This is a genomic window from Curtobacterium sp. VKM Ac-2884, assembly GCF_015350945.1.
Taxonomy (GTDB): Bacteria; Actinomycetota; Actinomycetes; order Actinomycetales; family Microbacteriaceae; genus Curtobacterium.
The window spans coordinates 418,660-432,309 of the sequence record NZ_JADKSA010000003.1 but is presented as its reverse complement, the minus strand read 5'-3'; the positions used below and the strand labels follow the sequence as shown (position 1 = coordinate 432,309).

The following is a 13,650-nucleotide window of genomic DNA, read 5'->3' as shown; positions in this document are numbered from 1 at the left end:
AAGGCACGTCGAGTTCCTGCTAGCATTGCCGGGCCTACGTCCTGGTCCTCGAGCACGGCTGCGTTGAGGACAGAGTGCCACTCCGGTGGTACGGGGGCAGAGGTTCGGACTGTAGCCGTCCGATCCCACAGGCTCATCCCTCTGGATCCCGTCGTCGGGGCCGCGGGCACTCGCGTGCCCGGCCTCCGGTGAGTATTCAGTTCGAACAGAGAAAAGGACCCTGTGTCTACCAAGTCACGTACCCGCAGCAAGACCCGCCTGTCGCGCGCACTCGGCATCCCGCTGACGCCGAAGGCGGCCCGTTACCTCGAGAAGCGCCCCTACGGCCCCGGTGAGCACGGCCGTACGCGCCGTCGTGCGGACAGCGACTACGCCGTCCGCCTCCGTGAGAAGCAGCGTCTGCGCGCCCAGTACGGCATCCGCGAGAAGCAGCTCCGCATCGTCTTCGAAGAGGCCCGCAAGACGAAGGGCCTGACCGGTGAGAACCTGGTCGAGCTCCTCGAGCAGCGCCTCGACGCCCTCGTGGTCCGTGCCGGCTTCGCCCGCACCACCGCGCAGGCCCGTCAGCTGATCGTGCACCGTCACCTGCTGGTCGACGGCAAGCTCGTGGACCGCCCCTCCTTCCGCGTCAAGGAGGGCCAGCTGATCCACGTCAAGCCGAAGTCCGAGTCGATGGAGCCCTTCCAGGTCGCCGCTGCCGGTGGCCACCAGGAAGTGCTGCCGAAGGTCCCGGGTTACCTCGAGGTCGAGATCGACAAGCTCCAGGCCCGCCTCGTGCGTCGCCCGAAGCGCGCCGAGGTCCCCGTGACCTGTGAAGTGCAGCTCGTCGTCGAGTACTACGCAGCTCGCTGATCCACTGATCACCCCCGAACGGCGGGTCGTCCTCTCGAGGACGGCCCGCCGTTCGGCGTTCCGGCCCCGAAGTGCCCGGCGGCTAAGCTTGTCCGGGCATGCACCGCCAGGGTGCACAGAGGGAGAGGCACCGTGAAGCAGCTGTTCTTCGTCGCGGTCGGCGTCGTCATCGGGTTCGCCGTGGCGCACCAGGTCGCCAGGACCCCCGGAGGCGCACGGCTCTTCGCCGTCGTCGACGCGAGCACGAAGGCCTTCACGGGCGCGGTCGCCGACGGGTACCGGTCCCGCGGGGCCGAGCTCCGCACCGACGTCTGAGACGTCGAGCTCCACCGCGGTCCGGCCGCACCGCCGTCCGCCTCCACCTCCCACCCCCGACCTGAACCCAGGAAGCACCATGCAGACCGCAGAGATCCGCCGCCGTTGGCTCCAGTACTTCGGTGACCGCGGCCACACCGTCGTCCCGTCCGCGTCCCTCGTCTCCGACGACCCGTCGCTCCTCTTCACGGTCGCCGGCATGGTGCCGTTCATCCCGTACCTGACCGGGCTCGTCCCCGCGCCGTACCCCCGTGCCACGAGCGTGCAGAAGTGCATCCGCACGAACGACATCGAAGAGGTCGGCAAGACCCCTCGCCACGGCACGTTCTTCCAGATGAACGGCAACTTCTCGTTCGGCGACTACTTCAAGGAGCAGGCGATCCAGTTCGCCTGGGAGTTCCTGACCAACCCGGAGTCCGACGGCGGGCTCGGCTTCTCGCCCGACGACCTCTGGGTGACGGTCTACGAGGACGACGACGAGGCGATCGCGTTCTGGAAGCAGCACTCCTCCCTGCCCGAGGAGCGCATCCAGCGGCTCGGCAAGGACACGAACTACTGGTCCACCGGCCAGCCCGGACCGGCCGGTCCCTGTTCCGAGATCTTCTTCGACCGCGGGCCCGAGTACGGCATCGACGGCGGCCCGGCCACCGACGACGACCGGTACGTCGAGATCTGGAACCTCGTGTTCATGCAGTACCAGATCGCGGACGTCCGCTCGAAGTACGACTTCGAGATCACCGGCGAGCTGCCGAACAAGAACATCGACACCGGCATGGGGCTCGAGCGCGTCGCCTTCATCAAGCAGGGCGTCGACAACATGTACGAGATCGACCAGGTCCGCCCCGTCCTCGACCGCGCATCCGAGATCTCCGGCCGCCGCTACGGCGCCGTGCACGAGGACGACGTCCGCATGCGGGTCATCGCGGACCACGTGCGCTCCGCGCTCATGCTCATCGCCGACGGTGTGAGCCCGTCGAACGAAGGCCGCGGGTACATCCTGCGTCGGCTGCTGCGTCGCACGGTCCGTGCGATGCGCCTGCTCGGGGTCGAGACCGCGACGTTCCCGGAGCTGTTCCCGGCGTCCCGCGACGCGATGCGCGACGCCTACCCCGAGGTCGCCTCCGACTACGACCGCATCGCGCGGATCGCCTACGCGGAAGAGGAGACGTTCCTCCGCACGCTCGCGCAGGGCACGACGATCCTCGACGTCGCCGTCGAGCGCGCGAAGCAGGACGGTGCGCCGTCCATCGGCGGGGACACCGCGTTCCTGCTGCACGACACCTTCGGGTTCCCGATCGACCTGACGATGGAGATGGCCGAAGAGGCCGGGGTCCACGTCGACCGGACCGCGTTCGAGACCCTGATGTCCGAGCAGCGTGCTCGGGCGAAGGCCGACGCGAAGAGCAAGAAGACCGCGATCGCCGACCTGAGCGTGTACAGCGCGTTCCGGGCGAAGGGCGAGACGGTCTTCCTCGGCTACGACGCGCTCGAGGCCGAGACGAACGTGCTCGGCATCATCGTCGGCGGCGTCAGCGTCGACCGGGCCGTGGCGGGCGACATCGCCGAGGTCATCCTCGGCGAGACGTCGCTGTACGCCGAGTCAGGTGGCCAGGACGCCGACCAGGGATCGATCGTCGGCAACGGCTTCGACCTTGAGGTCCTCGACGTCCAGCGTCCCGTCGCCGGCCTCTGGAGCCACACCGTCCAGGTCCGCTCCGGCGAGGTCGGCGTGGGCGACGCGGCGAGCACCGTGGTCGACGCCGAGTACCGCCGCGGCGCCACGCAGGCGCACTCCGCGACGCACCTGGTGAACGCCGCGCTCCGCGACATCCTCGGCCCCGAGGCGCTGCAGGCGGGCTCGTACAACAAGTCCGGCTACATGCGCCTCGACTTCTCGTGGTCGCAGCCGATCTCGCTCGCGACCCGTTCCGAGATCGAGGAGGTCGTCAACACCGCGATCCGCACCGACCTCGAGGTCTCGACCCGCATCATGCCGATCGACGAGGCCAAGGCGCTCGGTGCGCAGGCGCTCTTCGGCGAGAAGTACAGCGCCGAGGTCCGCATGGTCGACATCGGCGGTCCGTGGTCACGCGAGCTCTGCGGTGGGACGCACGTCGCGTCGAGCGCCCAGATCGGACTCGTCAACCTGGTGGGGGAGTCGAGCGTCGGGTCGACCAACCGTCGTGTCGAAGCGCTCGTCGGGCTCGAGGGCTTCCGTGACCTCGCGGTCGAGCGGACGATCGTCTCGCAGCTCTCCAGCGCGCTGAAGGCGCCCCGTGCCGACCTGCCGACGCGTGTGCAGTCGCTCATGGAGGACCTCCGCACCGCGCAGAAGCGGATCGCCGAGTTCGAGTCGGCGAACCTGCAGCAGCGGGTCCCGTCGATCGCCCGGACCGCGACGACCGTCGGCTCGACCACCGTCGTGGCCGAGACCGTCGACGGCCTGCAGTCCGGCGACGACCTGCGCTCGCTGGCGACCGGGGTCCGCGCACAGCTCGGTGACGGCGCTGCCGTCGTGGTGCTCGGTGCCGTGGTGAGCGGGAAGCCGATCGTGATCGTCGCGACCAACGACGCGGCGCGCTCCGCGGGTGTCCAGGCTGGTCCGCTCGCCAAGGAGGCCGCCGGTGTGCTCGGTGGCGGCGGCGGCGGCAAGCCGGACCTGGCCCAGGGCGGCGGCACCGACCCGGCGGCGCTCCCGGCTGCGCTCCGCGCCGTGACCGCTCGGATCGCGGGCTGACCGTGGCGATCCGGTCCGGGCGGCGGCTCGGCGTGGACGTCGGCCGTGCCCGGATCGGGATCGCCGTGTGCGACCGCGACGGGTTGCTGGCGACGCCGGTCGAGACCGTGCGCCGCGACGACTCGACCGACCTGCGTCGGATCCTCGAGATCGCGGACGAGTACGACGTGCTCGAGCTCGTCGTCGGACTGCCCCTGTCGATGTCCGGCGGCGACACCCCGTCGACGGACGACGCCCGGGCGTTCGCGGCCCGGATCGCCGAGCGCCGCCCGGTCCGGCTGGTCGACGAACGGCTGTCCACGGTGACCGCGCAACGCGGACTGCACCAGGCCGGCAAGAACACCAAGAAGTCGCGGTCCGTGATCGACCAAGCGGCCGCTGTTATCATTCTGCAACACGCGCTCGACCACGAACGCAGTGCCGGTGCCCCTCCGGGCACCACGCTTCCCTGACAGGGCGATCCACCGCGACCCGGCTGCCCTTCCGTCACCCGAGGACGACGGTGCCCAGGCGGAGTTCCCGACCGAGAGACCGAGAACCGTTGGCAGACGATCTGGACTGGAACGCGATCATCGCGCCCGGCAACGAAGCCGAGCGGCGGAAGACCACTTCCGACCGCGCAGCAGGTACCGATGACCGTGACGACTCCGCGCGGGTGACCCCGCGGCCGGAGCGTCCGATGTCCCGTCGCGAGGCTCGGGCGCTCGAAGCGGAACGCGACTCGACCGCTCCGCGCGAGCAGCCGGAGCCGGAGCCCGTGCGACCGCAGCAGGCGGCCCCGGAACTCCATCCCGAGGTCGCCGCGCTGCTGACCGGCGAGGTGCCCTCGGCGCCCGCCGCCGGCGGAGCCGGGTCCGACGCGCCCGACGGTACCGACGACGCCGGACGCACCGGTGGCGGTGGAGCCGCGGGAGGCGGCGGACGTGGTGGCCGTGGCGGACGCGGGGGAGCCTCCAGGCCGCCGCGCGAACCGCGCCCGAAGCGCCGTCGCGGGCCGCTCATCGCCGGCATCGTGATCGTCGCCGTGGTCCTCGCCGGCGGGGTGAGCGCGTACGCGTTCGCCGCCCCGAAGATCCAGCAGATCGTCGCCGCGGTCAGCGGCTCGCAGGAGCCGGACGACTACACGGGCACCGGCAAGGCCAAGGTGACCATCACCATCAAGCAGGGCGACATCGGCGAGAACGTCGCTGCGACGCTGCAGCGCAGCGGCGTCGTGAAGGACTCGAAGGTCTTCTACAAGCTGCTGCTGGCGTCACCCGACGTGCAGTTCCAGCCGGGTTCGTACTCGCTGAAGAAGCAGATGAGCTCGAAGTCGGCGCTGGCCGCGCTGCAGGACGAGAAGAACCGCGTCCAGGCCTCGATCGTGATCCCCGAGGGCACCGCGTTGGCCGACATCGAGGCCGGCATGGTCTCGAAGGCCGGACTGACCAAGGCCGAGGTGGACGCGGCAGCGAAGGACCTGTCCGCCTACGACCTGCCGTCCGGCGTCACCACGCTCGAGGGCTGGCTGTTCCCCGCGACGTACCCGATCAATCCGGGGTGGACGGCGGAGCAGTACTTCAAGTCGATGGTCGACACGATGAAGGAGCGCCTGTCCGCAGCGGGTGTCGCCGAGGCCGATCAGGAGCACGTCATCGTGTTCGCGTCGCTCGTGCAGAAGGAAGCAGGCCTCGCCGCCGACTACCCGAAGGTCGCGCGGGTGTTCCAGAACCGGCTCGACCAGGGCATGCGCCTGCAGTCCGACGCCACCGTGGCCTACGGCACGGGCAACACCCACACCGTGACGACGACCGACGCCGAGCGTGCCGACGAGTCGAACGCGTACAACACGTACGTGCACGAGGGGCTGCCGCCGGCACCGATCTCGAACCCCGGGGACATCGCGATCAAGGCCGTGACGAACGAGGCCCCGGGCAACTGGCTGTACTTCGTGACGGTGAACCTGGAGACCGGCGAGACGGTGTTCTCGAACACCTACGACGAGCACCTCGTCGCGGTGAAGCAGTTCCAGGCGTGGCTCCGGGCGCACCCCGACTACCAGTAGGGCGGCGACGTCGCACGGCGGTGCGCTGTGGGAGGATTGCTCCATGCTTCGTTGGTTGACTGCTGGTGAGTCCCACGGACCCGAACTGATCGCGATGCTCGAGGGCCTGCCCGCGGGTGTCCCGGTGTCGTTCGAGTCCATCCGTACCGATCTCGCGCGCCGCAAGCTCGGCTACGGCCGTGGCTCGCGCATGAAGTTCGAACAGGACGAGCTGCACGTGTCCGGCGGTGTCCGGCACGGGTTCTCGCTCGGCAGCCCGATCGCGATCCGGATCGGCAACACCGAGTGGCCGAAGTGGGTCGAGGTCATGAACCCCGAGCCGGTCGAGTCCACCGAGATGTCGCGTGGCCGCAGCGCCCCGCTGACCCGCCCCCGTCCGGGCCACGCCGACCTGGTCGGCATGCAGAAGTACGGCTTCGACGAGGCTCGCCCGATCCTTGAGCGCGCGAGTGCCCGTGAGACCGCGGCCCGCGTCGCGCTCGGGGCCGTCGCGAAGTCCTTCCTCGCCGAACTCGGCATGCGGTCGGTCGCGCACACCCTGCAGGTCGGCTCGGTCCGCGTGCCGGACGGCACCGATCTCCCGCTGCCCGACGACGTCGACCGTCTCGACGACGACCAGTTGCGCTGCTTCGACGCCGACACCTCGGCGCGTATGGTGACCGAGGTCGAGGCCGCGAAGAAGGACGGTGACACCCTGGGCGGCGTCGTCGAGGTGCTGTTCTACGGTGTCCCGCCGGGTCTCGGTTCGCACGTGCAGTGGGACCGTCGGCTCGACGCCCGTCTGGCCGCGGCGATCATGGGCATCCAGGCGATCAAGGGCGTCGAGGTCGGCGACGGCTTCGCGACCGCTGGCCGTCGCGGCTCCGCGGCCCACGACGAGCTCTACCGCGAGGACGGCGAGATCTACCGGACGAGCGACCGCGCCGGCGGCACCGAGGGCGGCATGTCCACGGGCACCGTCCTGCGCGTCCGTGCCGGCATGAAGCCGATCGCGACCGTGCCGCACGCGCTGCACACCGTCGACGTCGTCTCGGGCGAGGACGCCTCGGCGCACCACCAGCGGTCCGACGTCTGCGCGGTCCCGGCCGCCGGGGTCGTGGCCGAGGCGATGGTGGCGCTCGTGCTCGCCGACGCCGTGCTCGAGAAGTTCGGCGGCGACAACGTCGTCGAGACCAAGCGCAACCTCGACGCCTACCTCGCGTCGATCCCGGAGACGCTCCGCACCCGTCGGACGGAGCCGGCGGCACCGGCCGACGCGTCGTGAGCACGAACGGCGGCGGCGCCGCGCCCGGTGGCGTCCCGTCCGGCGGCGGCGCCTCGTCCGGCGGCGGCGCCTCGTCCGGTGGCGCCGCACGAGGTCCGGCTGCGCCCGTCGTGGTGATCGGCCCGATGGGCGCCGGCAAGTCCAGCGTCGGCAAGCGCGTCGCGAAGGCGCTGGGCGTGCCGTTCACCGACACCGACCGGGTCATCGTGCGCGAGCACGGCCCCATCCCCGGCATCTTCTCCGACCGCGGTGAGCCAGCCTTCCGTGCCCTCGAGGCCGACGCCGTCCGGACCGCCCTCGGTACCGGGGGCGTCATCGCCGTCGGCGGTGGAGCGGTGACGCACGCCGCCACCCGCGCGGCACTGTCCGGCGCCCGCATCGTCCTGCTCACCGTCTCGCCCGAGGCCGTCGCCGAGCGGATCGCCGGCTCGGACCGGCCCCTGCTCGCGAACGGCGGCATCGACGCCTGGCAGACGATCATGGACGAGCGTGCGGCGACCTACGCCGAGCTCGCGCACGTCGTCGTCGACACCTCGCGCCGTCCGATGTCCCGGGTGGTCGACGAGGTCGTGACCTGGCTGCGGAGCGACAGCAGTGCCAGCGGCGACAGCAGCGCCAGCAGCGCCAGCGGCGACAGCAGCGCCAGCCGACGCGACGACACCAGCACCACCACCGAAGGAGCACCGTGACCGACCCGATCCTGCCCGCAGGCACCACCGAGATCCGCGTCGGCGGTGACGACGGCTACGTGGTGGCGGTCGGCTCGGGCCTGCTCGGCTCGCTTCCCGCGATCCTCGGCCCCCGCGTCGCCAAGATCCTCATCGTGCACGCCCCGACCCTCGGTGCGCGGGCGAACGACCTGCGTGACCTGCTCGTCGACGCCGGCCTCGAAGCCCTCATCGCCGAGGTGCCGGACGCCGAGGCCGCCAAGCGCATCGAGGTCGCGTCGTTCTGCTGGCAGATCATGGGCCAGTCCGACTTCACCCGCACCGACGCCGTCATCGGCCTCGGCGGCGGTGCCGTCACCGACCTGGCGGGCTTCGTCGCGGCGACGTGGCTGCGCGGGGTGCCGTACGTGTCGGTGCCGACGAGCGTGCTCGGCATGGTGGACGCCAGCGTGGGCGGGAAGACCGGCATCAACACGAACGAGGGCAAGAACCTCGTCGGTTCCTTCTCCGCGCCCCGCGCGGTGGTCGCGGACCTCGACCTCGTCCGCACCCTGCCGCGCAACGAGATCCTCACCGGCTTCGCCGAGATCGTGAAGGCCGGGTTCATCGCCGTGCCGGAGATCCTGGACATCATCGAGGCCGACGTCGCCCGCGTCACCGACCCGACGTCGCCGGAGTTCCGCCGCGTGGTCGAACTCGCCATCGCCCTGAAGGCCGAGGTCGTGTCCGACGACTTCACCGAGCAAGGACGACGCGAGATCCTGAACTACGGGCACACGCTCGGGCACGCCATCGAGCACGCGGAGCGGTACCAGTGGCGGCACGGTGCTGCGGTGTCGGTCGGCATGGTGTTCGCCGCCGAGCTCGCACGCCTGACGGGCCACCTCAACGACGCGACCGTGGACCGGCACCGGGCGATCCTGGACTCCCTGGACCTTCCGACGTCGTACGGGATCGGCCGGTGGCAGGGCCTCCTCGCCGCGATGCGTCGCGACAAGAAGGCCCGTGCCGGCATGCTCCGGTTCATCATCCTCGACGGTGTCGGCAAGCCGGTGATCCTCGAGGGCCCCGAGGACCACCTGCTGTTCACCGCCTACCAAGAGGTCGGCGTCTAGTACTTCTGCACGCCCAGGTGGTCGCGCAGGTGCGGTCCGGTGTACTCGGTGCGGTGCAGTCCGCGGCGCTGCAGCTCCGGCACGACCTTCTGGGTGAAGTCCTCGACCCCGGCCGGGAAGTGCGTCGGCACCGCCAGGAACCCGTCGCACGCCCCGGCCTCGGACCACGCCTGCATGGTGTCGGCGATCGTCGACGGCGACCCGATCATCTTCCGGTAGCTGCCCTCGGCGAAGTACCGGGCGGTCTCGATGACGGACAGTCCCTGTTGCCGTGACACCGCCATGATCGCTGCACGGTGTGACTTGCCGGCGTTCGACTCGGGCAGATCCGGCACGGGCGCGTCGAGGTCGAACTGCCGGAAGTCGACGCCACCGGCGAGGGGCTTCAGGTTGCTCAGTGCCAGGTCGTCCGGGATCAACGCCATCATCCGGTCGGCGAGGTCGCGTGCGTCGTGGTCGGTGTCGCCGACGATCGGGGTCATGCCGACGAGCACCTTGACGTGGTCGGGGTCGCGGCCGAACCGTTCGGCGCGCGCTCGGATGTCGTCGCGGAACGCACGGCTCTCGTCCGGGTCGGACTGCAGGGTGAAGACGACGTCGGCGGTGCGCGCCGCGAGAGCGCGGCCCGGCTCCGACGCACCCGCCTGGAACACGACGGGCCGGCCCTGCGGACTCCGACCCGTCGTCAGCGGTCCTCGCACGCGGAAGTGCTCGCCGTCGTGCTGCAGGAACCGCATCTTCTCGATGTCGAAGTAGGTGCCGGATTCCTTGTCGCGCACGATCGCATCCGGGTCCCACGAGTCCCAGAGCCCGGTGACGACGTCGACGAACTCGCTCGCCCGCTCGTACCGCGCCGCGTGCTGCACGTGGGCGTCGAGTCCGAAGTTCTGGGCTTCGTCCTCGTTGAAGGACGTCACGAGGTTCCACCCCGCGCGGCCCTTGCTGATGTGGTCGAGGGTCGAGAACCGCCGAGCGAGGTTGTAGGGGTCGTTGAAGGTCGTGGTCGACGTCGCCGCGAGACCCAGGTGCGTGGTCCGCATCGCCAGGGCGGGCAGGAGCATCGTCGGGTCGAAGTGGATCGAGCGGGGGTTCGCGGCACCGTAGGTGTCGCCGGCCAGGATGTCGTTGCTGCGCCGGACTGCGGCCTGGTCCTCGAAGAACAGGGCGTCGAGCTTCGCCGCCTCGGCGAGTTCAGCGGCGCGGACGTAGTGGTCGATGCCGAGGTCGAGCTCGGGGACGGCGTCCGGCAGGCGCCAGGCGCCGAGGTGGTAGCCGGGGAACAGGAACACTGCGAGGTGGATCGTGGTCACGGGGGGTCCTCTCGGAGGGGACGGTGCAGCAGGTGGGTGGGTGCGTCCGGCGGACGGCCGGGAGGCACGGAGCAGGGTGCCCAGATCGGCGCGGCTCGGCGAGGCGGCGCGCTCCAGGGCACGTGGACCGCCCGGCGGATCGGCGCGCGGCGGTCAGACGAACGGTCGGTCGGTCGGACGGACGGACGGACGTCAGTGTCCGTGCGCGATGGCGCCGCGGGGCCAGCAGCGGGACGCGGCGGTCGCGTGGTGTGCCGTCATCGTCGCCCCCTGTCGCCCGTGCTCGTGTCGCGTTCTCTCACCGGTTCGAGCCGGTGGTGGACGACGCTACGGGCGCGGTGTTTCGGCATCGTTTCGATCGGGAAACACCGTCGAAACGATGCGCCGTTAGCGTCGCCGCATGTCTGCAGCAGCCCTCGCCCCGTTCCCGACCGAGCTCCGTGTCGGCGTCCCCGACTGGCTCCGCGACGCGCAGGCCGCTGCTCCGGAACACCTCGGCACCCGTGCGGAGCGGTTCGCGCTCGTGAACGCCCTCGCCGAACGGAACGTCGAGGAGGGTACCGGCGGTCCGTTCGCGGCGGCCGTCGTCGACGAGGACACGGGCGCGGTCGTCGCCCTCGGGGTGAACCTCGTGCTGCACACCAACCTGTCGTCGATGCACGCCGAGGTCGTCACCCTCGGACTCGCACAGGCTCGGACGGGGGCCTGGAACCTCGGCCGTGACGTCGGCCACCGGCGTGTGCTCGTGGTGAACGCCCAACCGTGCGTGATGTGCCTCGGCGCCCTGCTGTGGTCGGGGGTCTCCGCGCTGGAGTTCGCCGCCGACGGCGCCACGGTCGAGCGGATCACCGGCTTCGACGAGGGACCGGTGCCGGGGGACTGGCGCGAGCAGCTCGTTGCTCGGGGGATCGACGTGCACCAGGAGCACGGCACCGGTGCCGAGACGGCGCTCGAGCGCTACCGCGATCTGGTCGAGTCCGGCGCCACCGCGCGCTACAACGGCAGCGGTGCCTGACCCGGCGTCAGCGCAACACCCGCCGCGTCCGTCGCCACCACCACTTGACGTGCATCGACACGGTGGTGACGCCTGTCCGTTCGGCCTCAGCCATCTCAGCGACCGTCGCGCCTTCCAACCACGCCGCGAGCTCGGCGTCGTCGTCGTCCGTTCCGTCGACCTTGAACGACGGCCGGTCGGGGAGCGGTGCGAACAGGTGCATCATGGTTCCTTCTCGTCAGGGGGCAACGGTGGATGTCGACGGAGTGCCCGCAGAGCGAGGTTCTTGTCGGCTTTCGACGCCCACCGTACGGTCATCATGCGCTCGAGCACAGTCCTCGAAATGTCGTGTTCCGCCGACGTCTCCTTGGGGCGCATCGCCCACGTCAACCGCTTCCACGCCTGGTCGCGGTCAGCGGAGCGACGGCTCTGGAACGCCCCGAACCAGCTGACTACCGCCGCCACGATCGCCGCGCCGGCGGCGATGCACGCCGCGACCAGTGCTGTCTCCATGGGGCAAGCCTGCGGCAGTGGGCGCGACCCGACGCGACACGCGAGCCGACCTGTGGATGCCGGACCGCGCCTCCCGGCCGGTGCACGACAACCGGCGCACCCTGCGGACCCAGCAGCGGGGAGCAGACTGACGACGTGCCCAACCCACCCCGACTGAGCGACCTGTCCGGATCGCAGGAGGCCGACGCCGGCACCCTCCGGTCCCGTGGCCGCCGGTTCACCGAACTGCTGTCGATCGCGAGACGCCACCGCCTCGTCCCGTTCCGTCGCCTCGACTTCTCGCACGACCCGGCCACCTCCGACCTGCGCCGCAGCCAGGCCGAGCACCTGCGTCGTGCGCTGGAAGAGGCCGGCGGCGGGTTCGTGAAGATGGGCCAGCTGCTCTCCACGCGTGACGACCTGCTGCCGGAGGAGTGGACCGAGGGACTCGCCCACCTGCAGCGCAACGTCACCGCTGCCCCCGCCGACCAGGTGCTCGCCCTGCTCGAACAGGAACTCGGCGCACCGGTCGACCAGGTCTTCGCCTCCTTCGACCCGGTGCCCGTCGCCGCGGCCTCGATCGCCCAGGTCCACCGCGCCCGCCTGCCCGACGGCACCGCGGTCGCGGTCAAGGTGCAGCGTCCCGGAATCGACGCCGCCGTCCGCCGTGACGTCGACATCGCGCTCCGCGTCGTCCGCTTCATGGCGCGCTGGTCGACCGAGGCCCGGCAGGTCGGCGTGCAGGACGTGGCCGCGCAGTACGCCGACGACCTGGTCCGCCAGGTCGACTTCGTCTCGGAGCTGCGGAACCTCACCGCCCTGCGTGCCGCACAGGCCCGCAGTGCCCGTCCGGACGAGGTCCGGTTCCCGGACCCGTACCCGGACCTGTCCGGGCGCCGCGTGCTCGTGATGGAGTTCCTGGAGGGCGACACGCTCAGCGCGATCCGCGCCGAGCGTGCGGACCGCGACCTCGACGGCCCGATGCGCGCGATCCTCCGCGCGTTCCTGCGCCAGGTCGTCTTCGACGGTCTGTACCACGCAGACCTGCACCCCGGGAACGTCCTGGTGCTGCCCGACGGGCGGCCCGCGTTGATCGACTTCGGATCGGTCGGGAGGCTCGACCCGACCCTCCGGGACACGGTCCAGGACCTGCTGGTCGCCTACCTGCAGGACGACACCTCGCGGATCGCCGATGCGGTCCTGCGGATGGCCCCGGTGCGCGACGCGCACGACGAGCCCGACTTCCGTCGGGACATCGCGCGCTTCGTCGCGGACGAGCTCGGACCGGGCGCGCGCATCGGCGTCGAGACGGTCGACGACGCCGTCGAGGTGTTCGGGCGGTACCGGCTCAAGGCGCCGCCGGACTTCGTCGCGGCCGCGCGGGCGCTGGCGATCTTCGAGGGCACGCTCCGGACGCTCGCGCCCTCGTTCGACCTGCTCGAGGAGTCCCGCGGGCTCGCCCGTGAGCAGATCACCGACCAACTCCGCCCCGGCAAGCTGCGGGACCTGGCGGCGAAGGAGCTGATCGGCGTCGTCTCCGCGGCCCGACGGCTGCCGCGCCGGGTCGACCGGATCGGCGAGGCGATCGAGACGGGCAAGTTCACCGTCAACATCCGGCTCTTCGCGGACCGACGCGACCGCGAACTCGTGTCCGGCATGATCCGGCGCATCCTGCTCGTGCTGCTCGGCGCCGGTGCCGGCATCCTGGCGATCGTCTACCTGGCGCTGCCCGCCCGACCGGACGCGGCGATCTCGACCGCGGTGGCCGGGGCCCTCCTCGGGGGAGCGGCCGTGGTGCTGCTCGGCTGGGCGGCGATCGACTCCTGGCGCGCCCGGCGGCGGCGCTGATGGCGACGGGC

Annotated in this window: 13 protein-coding genes; 10 read left to right on the top strand and 3 right to left on the bottom strand. The window is 71.0% G+C overall.

What is annotated here, in order from left to right; all coding sequences use genetic code 11:
- Positions 1-222: 222 nt before the first annotated feature.
- The 8 genes from rpsD (at position 223) to aroB (ending at position 8,995) form a co-directional block, all read left to right on the top strand.
- Complete coding sequence (gene rpsD, locus ITJ60_RS10375; protein WP_111083900.1) at positions 223-852, top strand: 30S ribosomal protein S4; 630 nt, start codon at positions 223-225, stop codon at positions 850-852.
- A gap of 132 nt (positions 853-984) precedes the next feature.
- A complete protein-coding gene (locus ITJ60_RS10370; protein WP_111083901.1) occupies positions 985-1,167 on the top strand; it encodes a hypothetical protein in 183 nt (60 codons plus the stop codon).
- A 79-nt stretch (positions 1,168-1,246) separates the two neighbouring features.
- Positions 1,247-3,904, top strand: a complete 2,658-nt coding sequence (gene alaS, locus ITJ60_RS10365) for an alanine--tRNA ligase (RefSeq protein WP_194647850.1) — start codon at positions 1,247-1,249, stop codon at positions 3,902-3,904.
- A gap of 8 nt (positions 3,905-3,912) precedes the next feature.
- Positions 3,913-4,356 carry a Holliday junction resolvase RuvX gene (gene ruvX, locus ITJ60_RS10360; protein ID WP_173168791.1) on the top strand — a complete coding sequence of 148 codons (444 nt, stop codon included), beginning with the start codon at positions 3,913-3,915 and terminating at the stop codon, positions 4,354-4,356.
- Positions 4,357-4,445: 89 nt separating this feature from the next.
- Complete coding sequence (gene mltG, locus ITJ60_RS10355; protein WP_228510019.1) at positions 4,446-5,948, top strand: endolytic transglycosylase MltG; 1,503 nt, start codon at positions 4,446-4,448, stop codon at positions 5,946-5,948.
- 43 nt (positions 5,949-5,991) lie between these two features.
- Positions 5,992-7,212 carry a chorismate synthase gene (aroC, locus tag ITJ60_RS10350; protein ID WP_194647849.1) on the top strand — a complete coding sequence of 407 codons (1,221 nt, stop codon included), beginning with the start codon at positions 5,992-5,994 and terminating at the stop codon, positions 7,210-7,212.
- On the top strand, positions 7,209-7,901 hold the full coding sequence (locus ITJ60_RS10345) for a shikimate kinase (RefSeq protein WP_323749149.1): 693 nt from the start codon (positions 7,209-7,211) through the stop codon (positions 7,899-7,901). Before aroC ends, ITJ60_RS10345 begins: the two co-directional genes overlap by 4 nt.
- Positions 7,898-8,995 (top strand): 3-dehydroquinate synthase, encoded by a 1,098-nt coding sequence (gene aroB / locus ITJ60_RS10340; RefSeq protein WP_194647848.1) that lies wholly within the window; start codon positions 7,898-7,900, stop codon positions 8,993-8,995. Before ITJ60_RS10345 ends, aroB begins: the two co-directional genes overlap by 4 nt.
- On the opposite strand, the gene ITJ60_RS10335 is transcribed toward aroB, so the two are convergent.
- Positions 8,992-10,305 (bottom strand): LLM class flavin-dependent oxidoreductase, encoded by a 1,314-nt coding sequence (locus ITJ60_RS10335; protein ID WP_194647847.1) that lies wholly within the window; start codon positions 10,303-10,305, stop codon positions 8,992-8,994. The two genes, aroB and ITJ60_RS10335, sit on opposite strands and share 4 nt — an antisense overlap.
- Before the next feature lie 400 nt (positions 10,306-10,705).
- Between ITJ60_RS10335 and ITJ60_RS10330 the strand changes: the two genes are divergently transcribed.
- Entirely contained in the window at positions 10,706-11,320 is a 615-nt protein-coding gene (locus tag ITJ60_RS10330) for a deaminase (protein WP_123937792.1), read from the top strand.
- 7 nt (positions 11,321-11,327) lie between these two features.
- On the opposite strand, the gene ITJ60_RS10325 is transcribed toward ITJ60_RS10330, so the two are convergent.
- Both ITJ60_RS10325 and ITJ60_RS10320 read right to left on the bottom strand, forming a co-directional pair.
- Entirely contained in the window at positions 11,328-11,522 is a 195-nt protein-coding gene (locus tag ITJ60_RS10325; RefSeq protein WP_194647846.1) for a hypothetical protein, read from the bottom strand.
- Entirely contained in the window at positions 11,522-11,812 is a 291-nt protein-coding gene (locus tag ITJ60_RS10320) for a hypothetical protein (protein WP_194647845.1), read from the bottom strand. The genes ITJ60_RS10325 and ITJ60_RS10320 overlap by 1 nt, the downstream gene beginning before the upstream one ends.
- Positions 11,813-11,947: 135 nt before the next feature.
- Between ITJ60_RS10320 and ITJ60_RS10315 the strand changes: the two genes are divergently transcribed.
- Entirely contained in the window at positions 11,948-13,639 is a 1,692-nt protein-coding gene (locus tag ITJ60_RS10315; protein WP_194647844.1) for an ABC1 kinase family protein, read from the top strand.
- Positions 13,640-13,650 lie beyond the last annotated feature (11 nt).